This is a genomic window from Ancylobacter koreensis (genome assembly GCF_023016525.1).
Taxonomy (GTDB): Bacteria; Pseudomonadota; Alphaproteobacteria; order Rhizobiales; family Xanthobacteraceae; genus Ancylobacter; species Ancylobacter koreensis.
Genome location: NZ_JALKCG010000007.1, coordinates 208,162 through 228,123, shown reverse-complemented (window position 1 = coordinate 228,123; position 19,962 = coordinate 208,162). Strand labels below are relative to the sequence as shown.

22 protein-coding genes are annotated in these 19,962 nt (G+C 67.8%); 9 read left to right on the top strand and 13 right to left on the bottom strand.

Annotated features, from left to right (window positions below):
• Positions 1–287: 287 nt before the first annotated feature.
• Complete coding sequence (locus MWN33_RS16285) at positions 288–950, bottom strand: hypothetical protein (protein ID WP_247202086.1); 663 nt, start codon at positions 948–950, stop codon at positions 288–290.
• 44 nt (positions 951–994) lie between these two features.
• Here MWN33_RS16285 and MWN33_RS16280 point away from each other — a divergent pair, with 44 nt between their 5' ends.
• The 4 genes from MWN33_RS16280 to MWN33_RS16265 all read left to right on the top strand — a co-directional run bounded on the left by MWN33_RS16280 (position 995) and on the right by MWN33_RS16265 (position 4,604).
• Complete coding sequence (locus MWN33_RS16280; protein ID WP_247202085.1) at positions 995–1,264, top strand: helix-turn-helix domain-containing protein; 270 nt, start codon at positions 995–997, stop codon at positions 1,262–1,264.
• 614 nt (positions 1,265–1,878) lie between these two features.
• Positions 1,879–3,588 (top strand): uracil-xanthine permease family protein, encoded by a 1,710-nt coding sequence (locus MWN33_RS16275; RefSeq protein WP_247202084.1) that lies wholly within the window; start codon positions 1,879–1,881, stop codon positions 3,586–3,588.
• Between the two features lie 197 nt (positions 3,589–3,785).
• Positions 3,786–4,121 carry an STAS domain-containing protein gene (locus MWN33_RS16270; RefSeq protein ID WP_247202083.1) on the top strand — a complete coding sequence of 112 codons (336 nt, stop codon included), beginning with the start codon at positions 3,786–3,788 and terminating at the stop codon, positions 4,119–4,121.
• Positions 4,122–4,154: 33 nt separating this feature from the next.
• Entirely contained in the window at positions 4,155–4,604 is a 450-nt protein-coding gene (locus tag MWN33_RS16265) for an ATP-binding protein (RefSeq protein WP_247202082.1), read from the top strand.
• Positions 4,605–4,616: 12 nt separating this feature from the next.
• On the opposite strand, the gene MWN33_RS16260 is transcribed toward MWN33_RS16265, so the two are convergent.
• From MWN33_RS16260 to MWN33_RS16245, 4 genes are all read right to left on the bottom strand, one after another.
• Complete coding sequence (locus MWN33_RS16260) at positions 4,617–6,209, bottom strand: Na+/Picotransporter (RefSeq protein WP_247202081.1); 1,593 nt, start codon at positions 6,207–6,209, stop codon at positions 4,617–4,619.
• Positions 6,210–6,336: 127 nt separating this feature from the next.
• The gene (locus MWN33_RS16255) at positions 6,337–6,708 is read right to left on the bottom strand and encodes a response regulator (RefSeq protein WP_247202080.1); all 372 of its coding nucleotides are present in this window, start codon (positions 6,706–6,708) and stop codon (positions 6,337–6,339) included.
• A gap of 12 nt (positions 6,709–6,720) precedes the next feature.
• Positions 6,721–8,691, bottom strand: a complete 1,971-nt coding sequence (locus tag MWN33_RS16250; protein WP_247202079.1) for a response regulator — start codon at positions 8,689–8,691, stop codon at positions 6,721–6,723.
• Positions 8,692–8,694: 3 nt separating this feature from the next.
• Positions 8,695–9,876, bottom strand: coding sequence for a PP2C family protein-serine/threonine phosphatase (locus MWN33_RS16245; RefSeq protein WP_247202078.1), 1,182 nt, complete (start codon positions 9,874–9,876; stop codon positions 8,695–8,697).
• 185 nt (positions 9,877–10,061) lie between these two features.
• Between MWN33_RS16245 and MWN33_RS16240 the strand changes: the two genes are divergently transcribed.
• Positions 10,062–10,367, top strand: coding sequence for a hypothetical protein (locus MWN33_RS16240; protein WP_247202077.1), 306 nt, complete (start codon positions 10,062–10,064; stop codon positions 10,365–10,367).
• Between the two features lie 334 nt (positions 10,368–10,701).
• Here MWN33_RS16240 and thrS read toward each other — a convergent pair whose 3' ends face one another.
• Both thrS and yidD read right to left on the bottom strand, forming a co-directional pair.
• Positions 10,702–12,663 carry a threonine--tRNA ligase gene (gene thrS, locus MWN33_RS16235; RefSeq protein ID WP_247202076.1) on the bottom strand — a complete coding sequence of 654 codons (1,962 nt, stop codon included), beginning with the start codon at positions 12,661–12,663 and terminating at the stop codon, positions 10,702–10,704.
• An 81-nt stretch (positions 12,664–12,744) separates the two neighbouring features.
• Positions 12,745–13,023, bottom strand: coding sequence for a membrane protein insertion efficiency factor YidD (gene yidD / locus MWN33_RS16230; protein WP_425532016.1), 279 nt, complete (start codon positions 13,021–13,023; stop codon positions 12,745–12,747).
• Between the two features lie 152 nt (positions 13,024–13,175).
• Here yidD and MWN33_RS16225 point away from each other — a divergent pair, with 152 nt between their 5' ends.
• Positions 13,176–13,607, top strand: a complete 432-nt coding sequence (locus MWN33_RS16225; RefSeq protein WP_247202075.1) for a hypothetical protein — start codon at positions 13,176–13,178, stop codon at positions 13,605–13,607.
• Positions 13,608–13,749: 142 nt separating this feature from the next.
• On the opposite strand, the gene MWN33_RS16220 is transcribed toward MWN33_RS16225, so the two are convergent.
• Complete coding sequence (locus tag MWN33_RS16220; RefSeq protein ID WP_247202074.1) at positions 13,750–14,202, bottom strand: iron-sulfur cluster assembly scaffold protein; 453 nt, start codon at positions 14,200–14,202, stop codon at positions 13,750–13,752.
• A gap of 244 nt (positions 14,203–14,446) precedes the next feature.
• Here MWN33_RS16220 and folE point away from each other — a divergent pair, with 244 nt between their 5' ends.
• The gene (gene folE, locus MWN33_RS16215; RefSeq protein WP_247202073.1) at positions 14,447–15,088 is read left to right on the top strand and encodes a GTP cyclohydrolase I FolE; all 642 of its coding nucleotides are present in this window, start codon (positions 14,447–14,449) and stop codon (positions 15,086–15,088) included.
• Between the two features lie 25 nt (positions 15,089–15,113).
• Positions 15,114–15,614, top strand: coding sequence for a phosphoribosyl-AMP cyclohydrolase (gene hisI, locus MWN33_RS16210; protein ID WP_247202072.1), 501 nt, complete (start codon positions 15,114–15,116; stop codon positions 15,612–15,614).
• Positions 15,615–15,661: 47 nt separating this feature from the next.
• Here hisI and MWN33_RS16205 read toward each other — a convergent pair whose 3' ends face one another.
• Both MWN33_RS16205 and MWN33_RS16200 read right to left on the bottom strand, forming a co-directional pair.
• On the bottom strand, positions 15,662–16,093 hold the full coding sequence (locus tag MWN33_RS16205; RefSeq protein ID WP_247202071.1) for a CBS domain-containing protein: 432 nt from the start codon (positions 16,091–16,093) through the stop codon (positions 15,662–15,664).
• A 159-nt stretch (positions 16,094–16,252) separates the two neighbouring features.
• Positions 16,253–17,026 carry a rhomboid family intramembrane serine protease gene (locus tag MWN33_RS16200; RefSeq protein ID WP_247202098.1) on the bottom strand — a complete coding sequence of 258 codons (774 nt, stop codon included), beginning with the start codon at positions 17,024–17,026 and terminating at the stop codon, positions 16,253–16,255.
• Positions 17,027–17,338: 312 nt separating this feature from the next.
• On the opposite strand from MWN33_RS16200, the gene MWN33_RS16195 reads away from it, so the two are divergent.
• A complete protein-coding gene (locus tag MWN33_RS16195; RefSeq protein ID WP_247202070.1) occupies positions 17,339–17,956 on the top strand; it encodes a transglutaminase-like cysteine peptidase in 618 nt (205 codons plus the stop codon).
• Positions 17,957–18,068: 112 nt separating this feature from the next.
• Here MWN33_RS16195 and MWN33_RS16190 read toward each other — a convergent pair whose 3' ends face one another.
• The 3 genes from MWN33_RS16190 to cysE all read right to left on the bottom strand — a co-directional run bounded on the left by MWN33_RS16190 (position 18,069) and on the right by cysE (position 19,781).
• Complete coding sequence (locus MWN33_RS16190; RefSeq protein ID WP_247202069.1) at positions 18,069–18,599, bottom strand: gamma carbonic anhydrase family protein; 531 nt, start codon at positions 18,597–18,599, stop codon at positions 18,069–18,071.
• Between the two features lie 18 nt (positions 18,600–18,617).
• Positions 18,618–18,830, bottom strand: coding sequence for a DUF3126 family protein (locus MWN33_RS16185; RefSeq protein WP_247202068.1), 213 nt, complete (start codon positions 18,828–18,830; stop codon positions 18,618–18,620).
• A gap of 102 nt (positions 18,831–18,932) precedes the next feature.
• Positions 18,933–19,781: a serine O-acetyltransferase gene (gene cysE / locus MWN33_RS16180; RefSeq protein WP_247202067.1), complete on the bottom strand. Its 849-nt coding sequence runs from the start codon at positions 19,779–19,781 to the stop codon at positions 18,933–18,935.
• Positions 19,782–19,962: the final 181 nt, after the last annotated feature.

Sequence of the window (19,962 nt, the reverse complement as noted above, 5' to 3'; positions counted from 1 at the left end):
GGCTGCGCCTCATGTTCTGGTCCTCTCAGTGGGCCAGAACGAACTTCAATCTGGATTAGCCAGGAGGGGCAACGTCAGAGATTTTGCCCGGATGGAGCCATTCGGCGAGCTTCAGCACGCCGACGATGCCAGCGCTGATGGCGAGGTAGATCAGAGCGACCGTCGCGACGGTCTCGTAGTCTCAGCCACAGTCCCGATGGCGCCGGGCCGAGAACAGATGTGCCATTGCCCTAACGGAATTCGAGCACCCGCACCCGCTCTTCCGCATGGGCCTCAACAGCACTGCTTCAATCAGTGAAGCCGACTGCATCGTGACGCTGCAGCTGCACCAAGCGCGCAACATCCCTGCGAATGCGCCGCAGCTCCGGCCACGGGAAATGCCGCCCCTCTGCGCCATCAGCGCCGACGGCAATCAGCACGTCGAGCTTCGTGGAGAGGCCGCGCAGTGACATGGCCTCCGCTGCAAGACCCCCAGTCATCAGGCGCTCTTCTTCGTCGGAAACCGCCTCCTCTTGCTGCCGAGCGACGGAGTACCCGATGGCGCGATCCGCGTCGTCCCAACGCTGCTGGTGCGCGCGCAGCACTGCAGCGACTTCGGCGCGCCGGGTGCAAAGCGACGGCAGATCGGCCGCAAGCTCATCGAACTGCCGCAAGGAGTTGATGCGCATCGGTGACGGCAGCTCGGCTGTAGCCAGAACCGCCTGCGGAAAGCCGATTGTCCGCGCGAGTTCGGACTCCAGAGCTTGCTGTTTCCGACACAGGGCGAGTGTGCGCCGATGCGCTGCGCGCCACGCCTTCCATGCAAGGACAGCCGCATCCGTTGCGTCGTCGTCGGGCGGAGCCAAAGGTGAGCTGTTGAAAGAGGTCCCACCGACAGTCAGCCGGGCGGCCGAGAGAACGTCTCTCCGGGATGGCCGGGACAGACTCGTGCTAATCTCAGAATCAGCCATGATCCGAGCTCCACACAGCTTGGGTTGTGGTTAGGCTGGGCGTCATGTTCGTAGCATGTCGCTCAGCCGCGGTTCTTTCTCCTGAACAATGCCGCGGCGCAAGAGCCATGCTGGGTTGGAGTCAAGAACTGCTCGCTCGAAATGCAGGCGTCTCTCGCCAGACAATCGTGGATTTCGAGCGCTCTTTGCGGGTCCCGATCGCGAACAATTTGGCTGCCATTGTTACGGCCCTAGAGGGGGCAGGCATTGAGTTCATTCCCGAGAACGACGGCGGCGCCGGTGTGCGCTTCCGTAACCCGTCCGGGTCGAGCTAACGGCGCCGGTGCCGACACCGTCGACCGACGGAGCGACCATTATGACCTAAGTCGAGCAACCCGCAGATAGCCGGAATTAATCCTTGCCTTCCGCCCAAGATCGCATAGCGTCTCACTGACGTCCAGCCCAATTCATATAGTGCATTGAAATTGTTTGCCTATTTGTTGGCCCAATCTATTCTGAAATAATACTTATCACATACATTTGAATGCTCTGCTGAAGGTATTTTTTGCTTGCTCGGCGAGCCCCCCCCCCGTTTCCGGGGCGGCTCAGCTTTTCCAAGCCCTCTCTTAATTATTGAAATTGCTGGATAACTTATGTCCAGCCTCCGCTCGCCCGGCGATGAGAAGCGCCCCGGTCGGCGAGCATGGTCAGACGGCGTGCTCGGTGGACGGGGCGGCGGAGGCTCCGTTTGACCGCTCCGGCGCAGCCTGTGCTCGTGTGAGCCCGCAGTACGCCTGCCCGGCAGACCCTACCTTCCGTCAGCTTGCCCGGTCCCCTCCCCGGCTCCATAGTCGCCCGGCGGATGCGAATCCTTGCGCCTTCGGCCCACCCGGGCCAGGGGCGGCAAAGACGGCACCCGGTGCCCCTTCCCTCGCTTGTTGGCTTCCCGATGCCGCGTAAACCGTCCAACATCCTTTACGGCGCCGATGAGAAGCCGCCGCTGGGAACGCTCCTCATTCTCGGCGTGCAGCATGCCGTGCTCGCCCTGCTCTTCGTGGTCTATCCGCTGGTGGCCGCTGCCGAGGCGGGCCTGTCCTTCAGCGACACGCAGGTGCTGATCACCAGCTGCATCATCTTCATGGGTGTCGCCACCATCATCGAATGCTGGCCGCGCCCTGGCGCCGGCCGGCTGCTGGTGCAGATTCCCAACATGGCGCATCTGCCGCTCGCCATTCAGGCGCTGGCGGTCGGCGGTCCCTCGCTCTATGCCGGCATGAGCCTGATCGCCGCCTTCTCGCAATTCACCCTGTCGCGCTTCCTCGGCGCGTTGCGTGCGGTGTTCCCGCCCGAGGTCTGCGGCGTCGCCGTCACAATGCTGGGCGTCGCGCTGGCCGAGCCGGCGCTGCGCCGCTTCTTCGGGCTGACCGCCGAGACCGCCGTCGCGCAGCTCGACCTGCGCTTCCCGCTTGCCAGCCTGGTGGCGCTGGTCGTCATCATCGGCCTCGCCATCTTCTCGCGCGGGCTGCTGCGCCTGTTCGCGGTCGCCATCGGTGCGGGCGCCGGCTGGGGCATGTCCGCTTTCCTCGGCATCGCTCCCGAGCCCGAATTTGCGTTGAACGCCCTGCCGGTGATCGACCTGCCGCATATCGGCTTTCCCGGCGTCAGCTTCTTCTCCTGGGCGCTGGTGCCGGCGGCCATCCTCACCGGCGTGATCACCGCGGTCGACATGATCGGCACCGTGGTGTCGATGCAGCGCATGGACGATGCCGACTGGCGCCGGGCGGATCTCGACGAGGCCGGCCGCGCCGTCCGCGCCAACACCATCGCCGACATGGGCGCCGCCGTCACCGGCGGCTTCTCCAGCGCCTCCTCCTCGGCGGCCATCGGCGTCGCCTTTGCCACCGGCACCACGGCCTGGCGCGTCGGCATCGTGTCCGGCGTGATCATGATCCTCGCCGCCTTCTCGCCGCGCCTCATCGCCGCGCTCACCATCATCCCGCCGCCGGTGATCGGCGCGATCCTGATCTATGCCGCCGCCTTCCTCATCGTGGCGGGCATGGAACTCATCCTCTCCCGCCGCCTCAGCGACCGGCGCATCTTCACCGTGGGCCTTGCCGTGCTCACCGGCCTTGCCGTCGCCGTGCTGCCGGAACTGGTGCGCACCACGCCGGAATGGATGCAGCCGATCCTCGAGTCGCCGCTCTCCATTTCCACCGGCGTCGCCATCCTGCTGAACCTGCTGTTCCGCATCGGTATCGGCCGCGAGGCATCCCGGCAGGTGACCGCCGAGGAAAGCCCGTTCACCGTCGCCACGGAATTCCTGGAGCGCCAGGGCGACCTGTGGGGGGCGCGGCGCGACGTGGTGGCGGCCGCCATTCCGGTGGTCGCGGAGGGCGTCGAGATGCTGCTCGACACCGGCGTCGCCGAGGACGGGCTGGAGATACGGGCCCGCTTTGACGAGAACAATTTCGACGTCCGCCTCGTCTATACCGGCGCGCCGCTGGAAATTCCCAATCATCGCCCCTCGCCGGAGGACCTGCTCGGCGACGCGCAGGCGGTGGCACGCTTCGTCGGCTACATGCTGAGCAAGCGCGCCGACAGGCTGGTGATCGAGCGTGACGGCGAGCGGCAGGCCCTGCTGTTGCGCTTCGAGCACTGAGCCGCAACGTGCCCGCGAGGGCACGGCAGCGACGAAGGTCGGGGCTCCCGCCCCGGCCGGTACCGGGGCGCGCCTTGCACGCCCTGACCTTTGCCGATAGTGCTAGCCCATCCTCACGCGATGGGCAGACCGGGGGCGCCGTGAGGCGCGAACCAGCCTGTCGGCGTTGCCGCATGGGCAGATGTGGAGTCGGAAACTTGATACATATTGAGCGCTTCGTCGAAGGCAATGTGGTGGTCACGGCGGTGCGGGGGCGGCTCGACAGCAGCTCTTCGCCCAAGCTGGACGAGTTTCTCGCCGAGGCGCCAGCCGGCGGCGAGGTCATCCTGCTGGACTTCGCCGATCTCAGCTACATAAGCTCGGCGGGCCTGCGCGTCGTGCTCAAGGCCACCAAGCTGGCGCGCAGCTCGGGAGCCACGCTGGCGGTGTGCTGCCTCATCCCGCAGGTGCATGAGGTGTTCGACGTGAGCGGCTTCTCGACGCTCATCCCGATCCATCCGAGCCGGGAGGCGGCGCTCGCGACGCTAGCCTGACAGCAACGCCAGACAGCCGGCGGGGGCGGGCGAATGGCAGACCACGAACTCGACATCTGCCTCGCCAACGAGATCGGCAAGCTGGAAACGCTGGCCGAGCGGCTGGAGGCCTATGTCGAGGCCGAGGCGATCCCGCCGACCCCGGCCTACCGGCTCCAGCTCGCCGCCGACGAGTTCTTCAACAACGCCGTCGACTACGGCTATCCGGATGGGCGCGCCGGCGAGATCGCGCTGCGGGTGCGTCGCGCCGGCAACGTGCTGGAGGCCATCTTCAGCGACGATGGCAATGCGTTCGATCCCTTTCAGGCGCCGGCGCCCGATATAGCGGGCTCGCTGGAGGAGCGGCGCATCGGCGGGCTCGGCGTGCATCTGGTGCGCACCCTCGCCGACAGCGTCGCCTATCGGCGTGAGGACGGGCGCAACGTCGTGACTCTCACCTTCAGCCTCGCCGCCACGCCGCAGGGGTCCGCCCCGGAGTCGTGATCGGCCGCGCGGTCAATGGGCGGCGAGCGACCGGTGCACCTGCGCAAAGTCGTTCACCAGCCGGCGCGCCAGCCAGACGATGCGCTCGAACAGCACCGTCATGCGGAACAGGGCGTTCTGCTCGGCCGCTGAAATCTCGTCCTGGGAGGACAGCCGCTCGCGCAGTTCCTTCATCAGATGGTCCCGGTGGCCGAGCAGGCTCAGCACGAGGTCGGGCTCGTCGGCGCCGAGGCTTTCGGCGTGTTCGGCCACCGCGCCCAGCAGCAGGTGCAGCGCCTCGGTCAGCCGCTGGGCGGTGGGCAGCGCGCGGGCCGCTTCCGCCGCTTCGGCATATTCCGCCACCGCCTCATGCAGCGCGCCCGCATTGGTCGCCCCGTCGTCGAGCAGCAGCGCCACCGCCACCTCGTGCCGGCCCGGCTGGGCGTCGAGCAGTGCGGCGAGATAGGCCTTCACCGAGGCCGACAGGCCGGTTCCTGCGGCTCGCAGCACGGGTGGCGTCGGCGAGGCGGGATCGCCCTCCTCGCGCACATGGTCGAGCAGCAGCGGCAGGCGGGCGCTCAGCCGAGCCAGCTCGCGGGTCGACAGGTCGAGCGCGGCGGCCGGGTCGGTCAGCGCTTCGCGCAGCAGGAAGGCCGGCTGCGACAGCGTTTCGACCGCATTCATCGGCATGAGCCGGGCGAGGACGCGCCGGGTCGGACACTCCAGCGCCATCGTCATCAGCGAACCGCCGACCTGCGCGGCGAGGAAGACGAGGGCCAATTCGGCGCCTACATCATGGCCGAAGGCGAACACCTGCTCGGTGAGGTCCGGCCGCAGGGCGGCGACGACCGCGACGGCGACCAGCAGCAGCGAGCCTCCGGCCTTCTGCACCGCCTGCAGCGCGAACACCACGCGCCCCGGCGTGGTCTCGCCGGGGATCAGCGCCGCATTGTTGACGATGGCGGCGGCGTTGGCGCCGGCGACCAGCGGCAGCGCCTCGCCGATGGTGAGCAAGCCGCCGCCGACCGCCGCCACCGCGATCGCCGCCGCCACCGAGGAGGACTGTGCCGCCAGCGAGAAGCCGGCCCCGATCAGGCCGAGGACCCATGGATTCTGCACGGCCGCATCCCACCACGGATGGTGCATCAGCCCCTCGCGCACCGGTCCGACGGCGACAGAGACGAGATGCATGCCGTAGAGCAGCAGCGCCGCGCCTAGTGCCGCGTCGAGCGCATTGCGCATGCGGTCGCCGCGCGCCAGCCGGAAATAGGTGGCGAAACCGACCATGCCGATGACGATGCCGGCCGCGACCGAGGTGTCGATGGCGACGATCAGCGGCAGCAGGGCCGTGCCGACATTGGACCAGGTCGGCGCCAGCAGCGGACGGCCCTCGTTCAGCACGCCGCCGCGCACGAAGGCGACGACGATCCACGACACGGCCGTCGAGCTCTGGGTGATCATGCCGGCGAGGGTGCCGCTCGCCGCCGTGCTGAAGGGCCCGAGCAGTGCCCGCGCGAAGGCGGCGCGGGCGCGGCGCCCGACCAGCGGCACCAGATTTGCCGACAGGCTCCGCACGCCAATGAAGAACAGCCCCAGCCCGCACATCAAAAGCGCAACGATCGCCATAACGCTCGACTACTTTCGCTGGGGGGTGGTCTCGGCGGAGGCGCGCCGGCCGCGCCACGTTGTGGAGCCGTCACATGACGAAGCGATGACAGTCCCGCGCGCGGCCCGCCCGTGTCCGGCGCCCGGCTCAGTCCGGCAGGCCGAGCAGCGCGCGGATCTTGCCGAGCAGGCGCGGCATCTCGACCGGCTTGGTGTCGAACTCGTCGCAGCCCGCCGCCATGGCGTCGTCGCGGTCCTTGGCCATGGCGTGCGCGGTGAGGGCGATGACCGGGATGCCGGCGGTCTCCGGGTTCGCTTTCACCCGGCGCGTCGCCTCCCAGCCGTCGAGCACGGGCAGGCTCATGTCCATCAGGATAAGCGCCGGCTTCTCGGCGAGGGCGAGGTCGACGCCCTCCTGCCCGTTGACCGCGATCACCACCTCGAAGCCGTTGCGCGAGAGGCGCCGCGAGAGCATGTCGCGGTTCATCTCGTTGTCCTCCACGAGAAGGATCTTCGTCATCGCACGCGCTCCTCAGCGGTTGTGGCTGGCGATGTGGGCCAGGGCGGCGCCCAGCGTGCCGATCGGCTGCGCGCTCTTGTTGAGGATGAGCAGCGTGTTGCGCGCCAGGAAGTCGCGCTCGTGGTCGGTCAGTTCCTTGGCCGTCAGCACCACGATGGGCAGTTCGGCGAATTTGGGCACGGCGCGTGCCTGCGCGAGGAAGGTGAAGCCGTCCATGACCGGCATCATCAGGTCGAGCAGCACCAGCGAGGGAGGCCGGTGCGCATCGAGCCACGCCAGCGCTTCCGCGCCATCGGCGGCCTCCGCCACATGAAGGCCGACGCTCTCGATGGTCTGGCGCACCAGCGCGCGCACCTGCGGGTCGTCGTCCACCACCAGCACGACGCCCTCCTCGCTGCCGGGGGCGAATTTGTGGATCAGCGCGATCAGCCGCTGCCGGTCGATCGGCTTGGTCATGTATTCCGAGGCGCCGAGCGAATAGCCCAGATTACGGTCGTCCACGATGGTCAGCATGATGACCGGTATGTGCTCCAGCGCGGGCTCGGACTTCATGATGCCGAGCACCGACCAGCCGTCGATCTTCGGCATCATCACGTCGAGCGTCACGAGGTCGGGCGGGTCGGCGCGCATGATGTTGAGCGCCTCCACCCCGTCGCGGGCATGGCGCAGAATGTAGCCCTCCTTGCCCAGCGTCGCCGCGAGCACCTCGTGCACGGCGGGATCGTCGTCGACCACCAGCACGGTGATCGCCCCCGGCTCGGCCGGCGCGCCGGGATCGAGAACGGCGCCGGTGGAGCCATCGGCGGCGGCGGCCCGCGTCTCCGCCGGCAGCTCGATCGTGAAGGTCGAGCCCTTGCCCGGCTCGCTCGCCACCGAGATCGCGCCGCCCAGCATGGCGGCGAAATGCTTGGTGATGGTGAGGCCGAGCCCGGTGCCGCCGAAATTGCGCGTGGTCGAGGAATCCGCCTGGGTGAAGGCCTGGAACAGGCGGCCCATCTGCTCCTCGCTCATGCCGATGCCGCTGTCGGTCACGTCGAAGCGCACCGTGCCGCAGCCATCGACCTGGGTGACGCGCGAGATGCGCAGCGTCACCGTGCCCTGCTTGGTGAACTTGGCGGCGTTGCTCAGCAGGTTGATGAGGCTCTGCTTGAGCTTGGTCAGGTCGGTGCGCAGCGTGCCGATGTCGACCGGGCAGTCGATGACGAACTCGTTCGCGTTCTTGGTCATCATCGGGCCGACGATGGTCTTCACCTCCTCGACCATGCGGCTGAGGAAGACCTGTTCCAGATAGACGTCCATCCGCCCGGCCTCGATCTTGGAGAGGTCGAGGATGTCGTTGATCAGCCCCAGCAGGTGCTTGCCGGCGGCCTGGATCTTGTCGAGGTCTGCCACCATGGCGGTGTTGCCCTCGTCGGCCGCGTCTTCGGAGAGAATCTCGCTGTAGCCGATGATGGCGTTGAGCGGCGTGCGGAGCTCGTGGCTCATATTGGCGAGGAAGGCGGATTTCACCCGGCTGGCGGATTCGGCCGCCTCCTTGGCCTCGCGCAGCTTGGTCTCGGCCTGCTTGCGCTCGGTGATGTCGGTGTAGATGGCGATGAATCCGCCGCCCGGCACCGGATCGCGCCGTACTTCGAGCACGGTGCCGTCCGGCCGGGTGCGCTCGAAGCGGTGATGGGTCTCCAGCTGCTTGAGACGTTGCGCCAGCGCGACCTCGATGTCGACGTCGCCGAACTCGCCCCTCTCGCCGAGATAGCGGATGTAGTCCGAGAAGGTGTGCTCGGTGCCGAGAAACTCGTCCGGCATGTCGAGATAGTCGCGGAAGAGCTGGTTCCAGATGACCAGCCGGTGCCTGGCGTCGTACATGGCGACGCCCTGCGACATGTTCTCCAGCGTGGCGCGCAGCAGCGTCGCTTCGTTGCCGTGGTCCATCTCGTCCCTCGCGGCGTTCTCGCCCATCTCCACCCCCGAAATCTCAGGCCGCACGTCTCAGACCTCTCCCGGCACATCGAGCGACAGCAGCAGCGCCGCCATGTCGTCGAAGGCCGGCAGCCCGGCCTCGAAGGCGCGGACCCCCGCCGCAAGACGCGGTAGCGGCAGCCGCTCGCCACCCGACAGGTCGGCGAGGAACGCGCCCACCTTCTCCTCGCCGTAAGGCTCGCCCGCCGGGTCGTGCGCCTCGGTCAGCCCGTCGGTGATGACCAGAAGCCGCTCGCCCGGCGCCAGCGTCACCGTGGCGCTGCTGTAGGGCATGCCCTCCATCACGCCGAGCGCCGGCCCGCCGGCGGCGGTCAGGCGCGAGACGGTGCCGTCGGTGGCCCGCAGATAGGGCGGCACATGGCCGGCGCGGACATAGGACAGCCGGCCGGAAGGCGCGTCGAGCACCGCCAGCAGCAGCGTCACGAACATGCAGGAGGCGTTGCCGCGCGCCAGCGCCTCGTTGACCAATTCGGCCGGGCGGGCGGGGTCGGCGAACAGCTCCGCCGCATCCGGCCGCGTGCCCAGCGCGCGGAACATGGAATGGGTGCGCGCCATCATCAGGGCGGCACCGGCGCCCTTGTCGGAGACGTCGCCGACGATCGCCGCAATGCGGCCCTCGCCAACCGGGAAATAATCGACGAGATCGCCGCCGACTTCCTTCGCCGGCTCCAGAAAGGTCTCGATGGCGACGCGGCGCCCGCCCACCGTGCCGGCGAAGGGCGGCGGCACCAGCGAGAGCTGCAGCGTGCGCGCCTCGGTCAGCTCGATCTGCTTGCGGCGCAGCTCGTCGCGCGTGCGGTCGCGCAGTGCCTTCTTCTCCAGCGTGGCGAGCACGCGGGCGCGCAGCAGGGTCGGGTTGAACGGCTTGAAGATGAAGTCGTCGGCGCCGAGCTCGATGCAGCGAACGACCGGTTCGATCTCGTTGAGCGCGGAAACGACGATCACCGGCAGCTCGTTGATACGCCCGTCCGCCCGCAGCCGCTCCAGCACGCCGAAGCCGTCGAGTTCGGGCATCATGATGTCGAGCAGCACGAGGTCGTAAGGGGTCTGACCGATGGCGGCGAGCGCCGCATGCCCGTCGGCCGCCTCGTCGAGCCGCGAGAAGCCCAGCCGGCGCAGGCGGCGGATCAGCAGGTCCCGGTTCTCGGCAACGTCATCGACCACCAGAATGGCCGCATTCTGGTCCGCCATGTTCGCTTCCACCGCTCCGAGAACGCCGCCGCCGACGCGGGGCCAGCGGAATATCCACGCATTGACCCGCCATGGCAACGCCGGGGAAAATTCCGGCGCCGACAAATATTGCATCGTTCCGTCCCGCGAAGGACCGTGGCGCGCGGGCCCCCGGCACCCTAGATAGAGGCGAGGGAGGCGCACAGGTGCCACGTACATTTCTCACGGCGGCGACGCTGGCGCTGATGCTTGGCGCCGTGCCGGCGCTCGCGCAGACGGGTTCGCCCTACATGCAACAACGTCCCGGCTCGGTCCGGCCGAACAGCCAGAACCTGATGCAGGGTCCATCGAGCTGGACCGCGCAGCAGCGCCGGCTCAACGTGCCGGGCGCCACGGCCAATCCCAGCCAGAAGCGCAACACCCTGCCCTACACGGCCCCGCCACCGCCCGCTCCGCCCACGCCAAAGCCGCAGCCCGAGCCCGTCCGCCCGGCGGAGACGCCGGACGAGTAGCGAGGCACCGGAGGCGCAGGCGACCGGGATGACCGTCGTCGCCGTCGCGACCTGCGCCCTTCACGCCGTCATCCCCCGCTCGCGGCCGTCATCCCCGGGCTTGACCCGGGGATCCATGAATTCCTCCATTGAAGGCGTGGATGGCCGGGTCAAGCCCGGTCATGACGGTGTTTCGGTCTAGGCTGTCGTCCCGGCCTCTCGGGTCTTGCCTCCGGCAAGCCCAAGGGCAGGCTCCCCGCAGCGAAGCCGCGGGATCGCTCACCGGCGCGCCATGCGATCCCGGATCGGCCTTCGGCCGTCCGGGATGACGCGTGTGGAAGGGGCGACCGCCGCCTCAGTCCCGCTGCAGGTCCGGCGGGCTGGCCTCCGCGACCAGCGAATCCAGCGCCTCGTCGAGCGTCAGCGTGGTCTGGTTCGGCGAGCCGAGGCGGCGGATCGAGACGGTGCGCTCGGCGGCCTCCTTGCGGCCAACCACGACGAGCGCCGGCACCTTGGCCAGCGAGTGCTCGCGGACCTTGTAATTGATCTTCTCGTTGCGGATATCGAGCTCCACCCGCAGCCCGCGCTTCTTCGCCAGCGCGACGATCTCCTGCGCGTACTCGTCGCCCTCCGAGGTGATGGTCGCCACCACCGCCTGCACCGGCGCCAGCCAGAGCGGGAAATGCCCGGCGTGGTGCTCGATGAGGATGCCGGTGAAGCGCTCCATCGAGCCGCAGATGGCGCGGTGGATCATGACAGGCGTCTTCTTCTGCCCGTCGGCGTCGACATAGAAGGCGCCGAAGCGCTCCGGCAGGTTGAAGTCGACCTGCGTGGTGCCGCACTGCCATTCGCGGCCGATGGCGTCGCGCAGCGTGTATTCGAACTTCGGCCCGTAGAACGCGCCCTCGCCCGGCAGGATGCCGGTCTTGATGCGCCCGCCCGACTGCTTCTCGATGGTCTCCAGCACGCGGGTCATCACCTCCTCGGCGTGATCCCACACGGCATCGGAGCCGACGCGCTTGTCCGGCCGGGTCGAGAGCTTCACCACGATCTCCTCGAAGCCGAAATCGGCATAGGTGGAGAGGATCAGCTCGTTGATCTTCAGGCACTCCGCCGCCATCTGATCCTCGGTGCAGAAGATGTGGGCGTCGTCCTGGGTGAAGCCGCGCACCCGCATCAGCCCGTGCAGCGCGCCTGACGGCTCGTAGCGGTGCACGGCGCCGAACTCGGCGAGGCGCATGGGCAGGTCGCGGTAGCTCTTCAGCCCGTGCTTGAAGATCTGCACATGGCCGGGGCAGTTCATCGGCTTCAGCGCATAGACCCGGTCATTGTCCTCGGTGTCGCCGGCCGGCTGCACCTTGAACATGTTGTCCTTGTACCAGCCCCAATGGCCCGAGGTCTCCCACAGCGACTTGTCGAGCACCTGCGGGGCGTTGACCTCGCTGTAGTCTGCTGCGAGGCGGCGGCGCATGTAGGACACGAGGTTCTGGAACAGATTCCAGCCCTTCGGGTGCCAGAACACGACGCCCGGCCCCTCCTCCTGGAAGTGGAACAGGTCCATCTCGCGGCCGAGCCGGCGATGGTCGCGCTTCTCGGCTTCCTCCAGCTGGTGGATATAGGCGTCGAGCTCTTCGCGGGTGCGCCACGCCGTGCCGTAGATGCGGGTCAGCATCGGGTTGTTGGCGTCGCCGCGCCAATAGGCGCCGGCCACCTTCATCAGCTTGAAGGCGTCGCCCACCTTGCCCACGCTCGGCATGTGCGGGCCACGGCAGAGGTCGAACCACTCGCCCTGATGGTAGATCTTGATCGACTGGTCACCGGGAATGGCGTCCACCAGCTCGACCTTGAACGCCTCGCCCTTCTCCCGGAAGACGCGCTTGGTCTCCTCGCGGCTCCACTCCTGCTTGGTGAAGGGCGCGTCGCGGGCGATGATCTCGCGCATCTTCTTCTCGATGGCGGCGAAATCGTCGGGGGTGAAGGGCTCGTTGCGGAAGAAGTCGTAATAGAAGCCGTTCTCGATCACCGGGCCGATGGTCACCTGCGTGCCCGGCCACAGGGTCTGCACGGCTTCCGCCAGCACATGCGCGGCGTCGTGGCGGATGAGTTCGAGCGCTTCCGGGCTCTCGCGGGTGACGAGCTCGAACTTCGCATCGGCCGTGATGGGGTCGGACAGGTCGCTCAGCACGCCGTCGAGCTTCATGGCGAGCGATTTTTTTGCGAGAGATTTGGCGATGGAGGCGGCGACCTCGGTACCCGTGGTGCCGGAGGCGAAAGCTCGGACGGCGCCATCGGGGAAAGTAAGATTAATCTCGGACATAGGCTTTTCTCCTGCCCACTCCTGCGAACCACGCAGGTAGGCTCGTTTCAGGTAGGCTCGTTTCAGTTAGGCTTGTTTCGGTCAGTCGCGCGACACCTCGCCGTGAGGGGTCCGCGCGTAGCGCCACGGCATATACCACGCGGCTTTGGGCGGCAATTCGACCGGCACCGCCTCATAGCCAGCGCCACCCCAGGGATGGCAGCGGCAGATGCGCCCCGCCGCCATCCAGCCGCCCGCCCAGGCGCCATGCCTCTCGATGGCCTCCTCGGCGAATTCGGAGCAGGTCGGGAGATAGCGGCACTGCCGGCCCATGAAGGCCGAGAAGGTGTAGCGATAGACGAGGATCGGCACCCGCATCAGAAGGCGCGGCAGGCGCGCGGCATGACTGCGCAGCCGCGTCGCAGGGTTCGGCGGGTTCGTCACCGCCCGCCCCTATCGGGGAACCGGCCCCGGCGCCCGGCGTTGCCCTTCACGCGCACCGGCGAGCCCGGAAGGCGAATGGGGAGGTGACGATGACGATCCATGGCGTTCCCGCGACACTCGCTCTTGCCCTCGGCCTCAGCGCCTTCAGTCTCGTCGTAGCGGCGCCCGCCTCGGCCCAGCAGCCGCCCGCCGCGCCTGCTCCCGCCGCCGGCGACACCCAGCCGGACGCGTCGGCAGCGGCGTCGCCCGAGGTAGACCCCGACATGCAGCGCGTCGCCACCTGCAAGGCCGACGCGCTGGCCAAGCTGAAGCTGCGCTCGCCCTCGATCACCGACATCTATATCGACGTCGACGGGCTCACCATCGCGCAGGCCGAGGCCAAGCTCGGCGACACGCCGGTGAAGGGCGTCATCATGGGCGAGGCCTATATCCAACGCGACCGCTCCGACAGCGCCAACCGCTTCCTCTGCCTCACCGGCGAAAAGGGCGAGGTGCTGTTCACTTTCTTCACCGAGCGCTAGACCCGCTCCGGGACGTGAGACCGCCGCCACACTCGTCGTCACCCCGGACGGCCGCAGGCCGATCCGGGATCGTGTGCCGATAGGCGGATGACGATCCCGGCTCTCGCTGCGCTCGGCCGGGATGACGGCCCGCGAAAAGCCCCTACTCCGCCGCCTGCGCCGCGCTCGCGCGTGCCTCGATCTGGTCGAGCGCGTCGACCACGGCGTCGAAGGTCAGCAGCGTCGAGGCGTGGCGCGCCTTGTAGTCGCGCACCGGCTCCAGCACGGCAAGCTCGGACCAGCGCCCGCCGGGCGGCGGGCCGTTCTCCTTGAGCATGCGGCGCATGGCCTCGCGCACCTCGCGCAGTTCCGCCGGCGTCGAGCCGACGACGAGTTCGCCCATCACCGAGGACGAGGCCTGCCCGAGCGCGCAGGCGCGCACCTCATGGGCGAAATCGGCCACCACGCCGTCGCGCAGCGCGAGGTCGACGGTGACGGTGGAGCCGCAAAGTTTCGAATGCGCGGTTGCCGACGCGTCGGGCGCGGCAAGCCGGCCCAGCCGTGGTATGTCGGCTGCCAGTTCAAGTATGCGCCGATTGTAGATTTCGTTCAGCATGCCTTGTCCGTTCGCTTCGGCAAATGCCGCCCTCGCCCACGTTGCGGCCTGCCGGCACCGGCCTATATAGGTGCGGTGGCCGCCCTGCGAAAGCAACAGCCGGATATCCCTTCCGGTGCGTTCGCAGGAAAGCTATGGTCGGGATGCGTCGCTGATCCAGGGCGGGAGATGGCGCGTATGGCGTATCGAACCGGCGAAACCTCGGCGTCCGGTTGGGAAATCGCGCCGTCGAACGGAGTCCGTCATGGATGCAGTGCTCAAGACTCTGATGCGTAGTGCCCAGAACGAAATCGAAGCCGCCGCCGCCGAGCGCCGCCCCTCGCGCGAAGAGGCGGAAGCCGCCGTCCGCACGCTGATCGCCTGGACCGGCGACGACCCCACCCGCGAGGGGCTGCTCGACACGCCCAAGCGCGTCGTGCGCGCCTATGAGGAATTCTACAGCGGCTACCGTGCCGGCCCGGAGGCCATTCTCGACCGCACCTTCGGCGAGATCGGCAATTTCGACGACATGGTAATGGTGCGCGACATCGAGTTCTACTCGCACTGCGAGCATCACATGGTGCCCTTCGTCGGCAAGGCGCATGTCGCCTATTTTCCGGTCGAGCGCGTTGTCGGCCTGTCGAAGATCGCGCGCATCGTCGACCTCTTCGCCCGCCGCCTGCAGACGCAGGAACATCTCACCTCGCAGATCATCACCGCGATCGACGAGGCCCTCAAGCCGCGCGGCGTGGCGGTGCTGATCGAGGCCGAGCACATGTGCATGGCCATGCGCGGCGTGCGCAAGCAGGGCGCCTCCACCGTCACCACCCAGTTCACCGGCGTGTTCCGCGACGACCCGCAGGAGCAGGTTCGCTTCATGAGCCTGCTGCGCGGCATGCGTCCGTGAGCGCGCCGCGCACAAGCAGGTTGCCGTGACCGACGCCACTTTCGCCCCGCGCGGCAGCACCGCCGAGATCGAGGAAGGCGACCGCCTCTCCCCGAAATTCGATGCCGCCGGGCTTGTCACCGCCGTCACGGTCGATGCTGATGACGGCGCCGTGCTGATGGTCGCGCATATGAACGCGCAGGCGCTGGCCCTGACCATCGAGACCGGCGTCGCCCATTACTACAGCCGCTCGCGCAGCCGGCTGTGGAAGAAGGGCGAGGAGAGCGGCCACATCCAGAAGCTGGTCGAGCTGCGGGTGGATTGCGACCAGGACGCCGTTCTACTGCGCGTGCGCATGGCTGAGCTTGCCCCGGGCGTTCCGGGCGCCTCGTGCCACACCGGACACCGCTCCTGCTTCTTCCGTTCGGTGCCGCTCGGCAATGCGCCCTCGCCCGCGCTGAAGCTCAGCGTGAACGATGCCGGCAAGCTCTACGACCCCTCGACGGTCTACGGCGCGCCGAAGAAGACCGATACCCCCCGCTTCTGAGCAAGAATCGGCGCCGGCCCGGCCATCACAGCCGGGCCGTCGATGCTTCAGGCGGACATGATGTATTCGCGCATGGCGTGGCTCTCGTTCTCCATCTCGGCGAGGCGATGCTTCACCACGTCGCCGATGGAGATGATGCCGACGAGGCGCCCGTCCTGCACCACCGGCAGGTGGCGGAAACGGCCGGCCGTCATGTGCTCCATGATCTGGTGAACCGTCTCGTTGCCGTCGCAGGTCACGACCTTCGAGGTCATGACGGAGGCGACCGCGTCGTCGAGCCGGCCCGGCCCGTCGAGCCCGATCACCCGCACCACGTCGCGTTCCGAGAGGATGCCGACCACGCGGCGTTCCCCGTCGGTGACGACGATGGCACCGATTCGCTTATCGGCGAGCAGCTCGGTCGCCGCGCGCAGCGTTTCCTGCGGCCCGATCGTCTGAACGTCGAAGCCCTTTTCTTCCAAGATCTTACGAACCGTCATGGCGTATCTCCTTCCCGGCATCGGCGGTGCTGCCGGTGTTCGCCCCGTCGCCCGCTGTTCTCGGCTTCTTCCCGGCATTGCGGGTGAGCCTTATGGAAGGATGATCCGTCTTTACGCTGTGTCAGGCAATAGGTTCCCGCAGCGTTAGTGCGGGGCGGCTCAGCGCCCGTAGCGACGTATGTGCCGCCCGTCGTCCGGCCGGCGCCCGATCGGGTCGAACAGCGGGAACAGCAGCAGGCCGACGAGGAAGCCGCCAATATGCGCCTGCCAGGCGACGCTGCCGTCGACGATGCCGGCCGGCGCGCCGATCCCGAAGGCGATGTTGATGGCGAACCACACGGCGACGAAGCCGATCACCCGGCGGTCGCGCAGCACGGCGAGCAGCGGCGGGGCGGGGAAATGGGCCACCTCGTCCGCCATGTCCGGCCGCCACATGGCGTAGCCCTCATGGGCGAACATGAAGCGCAGCGCCGCCGCCATGCAGCCCGACACGGCCGCCGAGGCGCCGATCATCGGTACCAGCTCGCCCTCATGGGTCAGCAGGTGCAGCCCCGCGCCCGCCGCCGCCGTCACGGCGAAGAAGGCGAGGAAGCGCAGCGCCCCGAAGCGGCGCGCCACCGGCGTGCCGAAGGCGAGCATCCACAGAAGGTTCAGGCCGACATGCGACCAGCCGCCATGCAGGAACGCGTAGGTGACGAAGGTCCAGATGTCCGCCGCCGTGCCGCCCGGCAGCACGCCCTCGGCCAGCACGGAAGGATCGAAGCGCGCGGGGATGAAGGCGAACAGCGCCAGGATCTCGACGCCGGTGTCCGGGTCCACCCAGTCGCGGATGAGCTGGATGGCCAGCATCACCGCCGCCAGCACGGTGATTACCGGCGGCACGTTGAGGATGGGTTCGCGTCTCTGCGCGGCGAGGCGGGGCGGTTCGAGCACCTCGATCACATAGGCTGCCGCGCGCGCGGCGGCAAGGCTCGCCGCCGTTGCACGGGCGACTCGCTGCCGACCCCGCAAGGCACTCCCGGCTTGCAGGGGGCTTAATCCACGTGATGAACAGTTTGCCTATTGCCTTGGTTAACGGCAGTAAAAAGACACGTTAACAGTCCATGTTCATCGTTGTGACGAATCTTCGGCATCGCTTAGACGAGCATAAAAACCTCTTCGCTATGATCTCATCCATAGACAGGGATGAGGTACGCGATGAAAAAGAGGCTCGAACGGGCCCTCCTCGCGACTAGAGCGACGGTAATGGGCACGATCTTCGCAGTAGCGCTGGCGTCCGGCCTGTCGGCCACGCCGGTACAGGCGAAGGAACGGGTGGCGATGTTCTCGAACTTCGCCGCCAACATGACGGTCGGCGTCAATACCACCGTGCCGCTCGGCTATGCGCGCTTCTGCGCCGAGAACCCCGGCGAATGCGGCGCCCCGCGCGGGCATGGCGGCATGGTGGCGCTCACCGACGCCACCTATGCGCAGCTCCGCGAAGTCAACGAAGATATCAACCGGCGTATCCAGCCGATGACCGACATCGACCATTACGGCGAGATCGAGCGCTGGACCTACCCGGCCGACGGCTATGGCGATTGCGAGGACTATGCGCTGCTCAAGCGCCGCAGGCTCATCGCGCTCGGCTGGCCCGCCGACACGCTGCTCGTCACCGTGGTGCGCGACCGCAAGGGAGATGGCCATGCCGTGCTCACCGTGATCACCGACCGGGGCGACCTGGTGCTCGACAATCAGGAGGAGGCCATCGTGCTGTGGCACGAGACCGGCTATCGCTTCGTCAAGCGCCAGTCGCAGGAGAATGTCGATAGCTGGGTGTCGCTCGGCGACGTTCTGGCGCCCTACTCGGTCGGCCGGAACTGAGGCCCGCCGTCATCCCGGACGGCCGCAGGCCGGTCCGGGATCGCGTGACGTCATGGAGCACGATCCCGGCTCTCGCTGCGCTCGGCCGGGATGACGAGACAGGGGCAGAGCCTCAGTCGATCTTCCGCAATCCCTCGGCGAAACGCCGCCAGTTGCGCACGTAATGCGCGGCGGTACCGTGGATGCGCTTCTCCCACGCTTCGTCCAGCGTGCGGATCACCTTGGCCGGCGCGCCGACGATCAGCGAATTGTCGGGGAATTCCTTGCCCTCGGTGACAAGAGCACCGGCGCCGACGAGGCAATTACGGCCGATCTTGGCGCCGTTGAGGATGGTCGCGCCCATGCCGATGAGGCTGTTGGCGCCGATGGTGCAGCCGTGCAGCATCGCCTTGTGGCCGATGGTGCAGTCCTCGCCGATGGTCATCGGAAAGGTCGGGTCGGTGTGCAGGACGCACAGTTCCTGGATGTTCACCCGCGCGCCGAGCGTGATGCGCTCATTGTCGCCACGGATCACCGTGCCGAACCACACGCTCGCCTCGTCGCCGAGCGCGACATTGCCGATGATCTCGGCATTGGGCGCGATCCAGTAGCGGCCGAGCGCCGGCAGTTCCGGCGCCACCCCGTCGAGAGCGTAGATTGCCATCTCAGCGCCTCTCCGGGCTCAGTCTTCGAGATCAGTGTCGAGGATCGCCATCTGGAAGTTGTAGGAGAGGTCGCCGTCCTCCTTGTCCTCGAACAGGACGCCGATGAACTCCTCGCCGATATAGACCTCGGCGGAGTCCTTCTTCTTCGGACGCGCGACGACCCGGATCTGCGTGTTGGTGAACAGGCGACGCATATAGGTCTGGACGCGATCGAGGTCCTTCTTTTCCAAAGTCGGTACTCCCGGATGTTGGTTGGGGCGCAGGCTTGCCACGCCCGGCGCGCGGGCGCAACCGGCCCGCCGCGCTTTACCCCCGTCTCCGGTCGCCGGCCGTCAGATGGCCTCGCCGAGGAAGGGCAGGTCGTCGAACATCTGGTCCATGCTGCGCGAGGGCTCCGCGCAGCCCGCCTGGCCGATCACCTTGGCCGGCACGCCGGCGACGGTGGTGGCGGGCGGCACCGCCTTGAGCACCACGGAGCCGGCTGCGACGCGGGCGCAGCGGCCCACCTCGATATTGCCCAGCACCTTGGCGCCGGCCCCGAGCAGCACGCCGCTGCGGATCTTCGGGTGGCGGTCGCCATGCTCCTTGCCGGTGCCGCCGAGCGTCACGCCCTGCAGGATCGACACATTGTCCTCGATCACCGCCGTCTCGCCCACCACGATGCCGGTGGCGTGGTCGAAGAAGATGCCGCGCCCGAAGCGGGCGGCGGGGTTGATGTCGACCTGGAACACCACGGAGGCGCGGCTCTGGAGATAGAGCGCGAAATCCTTGCGCCCGCTCTTCAGCAGCCAGTGCGCGAGGCGGTGCGCCTGGATGGCGTGGAAGCCCTTGTAATAGAGAAGCGGCTCCACCGCCCGCGCGGTGGCCGGGTCGCGGTCGCACACGGCCAGAATGTCGGCGCGGATGGCGAGGCCCAGCTCCGGGTCCTCGGTCACCGCCTCGCGGAACGCCTGCCGGATGAGGTGGCTGGGCATATCCACATGGTCGAGCCGCTGGGCGACGCGGTGGCCGACCGCTTCTTCGAGGGAAGGATGGTAGAGAACGGTGGAGAACACGAAGCTGGCAAGCGCCGGCTCCTTGGCCACGATATCCTCGGCCTCGCTGCGGATGCGCGACCAGACCGGATCGACCTTGTCGAGCGGGCGCGCCGACTCGACACGCTGAAGCGTATTCTGCGCCATGGTTTTTTCCTTCGCCGGTCGCGCGCGGGCGCCGGCGGATATCCCGAGTTGGTGGCAGCCTAGCACAGCCGATAGGGTGATCCTACGCGGGGAACCTTGCGTTTGCGCATAGAAGCGCACCCCCAGCGTTGCCCGGCGATTTCCTGAATCAGTTTGTGAAGACGACCGGAATCGATGCGCG

Bases quoted from the DNA above. Each gene is read 5' to 3' on its own strand.
- MWN33_RS16285 (WP_247202086.1), bottom strand. From the start codon at position 950: ATGGCTGATTCTGAGATTAGCACGAGTCTGTCCCGGCCATCCCGGAGA.
- MWN33_RS16280 (WP_247202085.1), top strand. From the start codon at position 995: ATGTTCGTAGCATGTCGCTCAGCCGCGGTTCTTTCTCCTGAACAATGC.
- MWN33_RS16275 (WP_247202084.1), top strand. From the start codon at position 1,879: ATGCCGCGTAAACCGTCCAACATCCTTTACGGCGCCGATGAGAAGCCG.
- MWN33_RS16265 (WP_247202082.1), top strand. From the start codon at position 4,155: ATGGCAGACCACGAACTCGACATCTGCCTCGCCAACGAGATCGGCAAG.
- MWN33_RS16260 (WP_247202081.1), bottom strand. From the start codon at position 6,209: ATGGCGATCGTTGCGCTTTTGATGTGCGGGCTGGGGCTGTTCTTCATT.
- MWN33_RS16255 (WP_247202080.1), bottom strand. From the start codon at position 6,708: ATGACGAAGATCCTTCTCGTGGAGGACAACGAGATGAACCGCGACATG.
- MWN33_RS16245 (WP_247202078.1), bottom strand. From the start codon at position 9,876: ATGGCGGACCAGAATGCGGCCATTCTGGTGGTCGATGACGTTGCCGAG.
- thrS (WP_247202076.1), bottom strand. From the start codon at position 12,663: ATGTCCGAGATTAATCTTACTTTCCCCGATGGCGCCGTCCGAGCTTTC.
- MWN33_RS16225 (WP_247202075.1), top strand. From the start codon at position 13,176: ATGACGATCCATGGCGTTCCCGCGACACTCGCTCTTGCCCTCGGCCTC.
- MWN33_RS16220 (WP_247202074.1), bottom strand. From the start codon at position 14,202: ATGCTGAACGAAATCTACAATCGGCGCATACTTGAACTGGCAGCCGAC.
- folE (WP_247202073.1), top strand. From the start codon at position 14,447: ATGGATGCAGTGCTCAAGACTCTGATGCGTAGTGCCCAGAACGAAATC.
- MWN33_RS16205 (WP_247202071.1), bottom strand. From the start codon at position 16,093: ATGACGGTTCGTAAGATCTTGGAAGAAAAGGGCTTCGACGTTCAGACG.
- MWN33_RS16195 (WP_247202070.1), top strand. From the start codon at position 17,339: ATGGGCACGATCTTCGCAGTAGCGCTGGCGTCCGGCCTGTCGGCCACG.
- MWN33_RS16190 (WP_247202069.1), bottom strand. From the start codon at position 18,599: ATGGCAATCTACGCTCTCGACGGGGTGGCGCCGGAACTGCCGGCGCTC.
- cysE (WP_247202067.1), bottom strand. From the start codon at position 19,781: ATGGCGCAGAATACGCTTCAGCGTGTCGAGTCGGCGCGCCCGCTCGAC.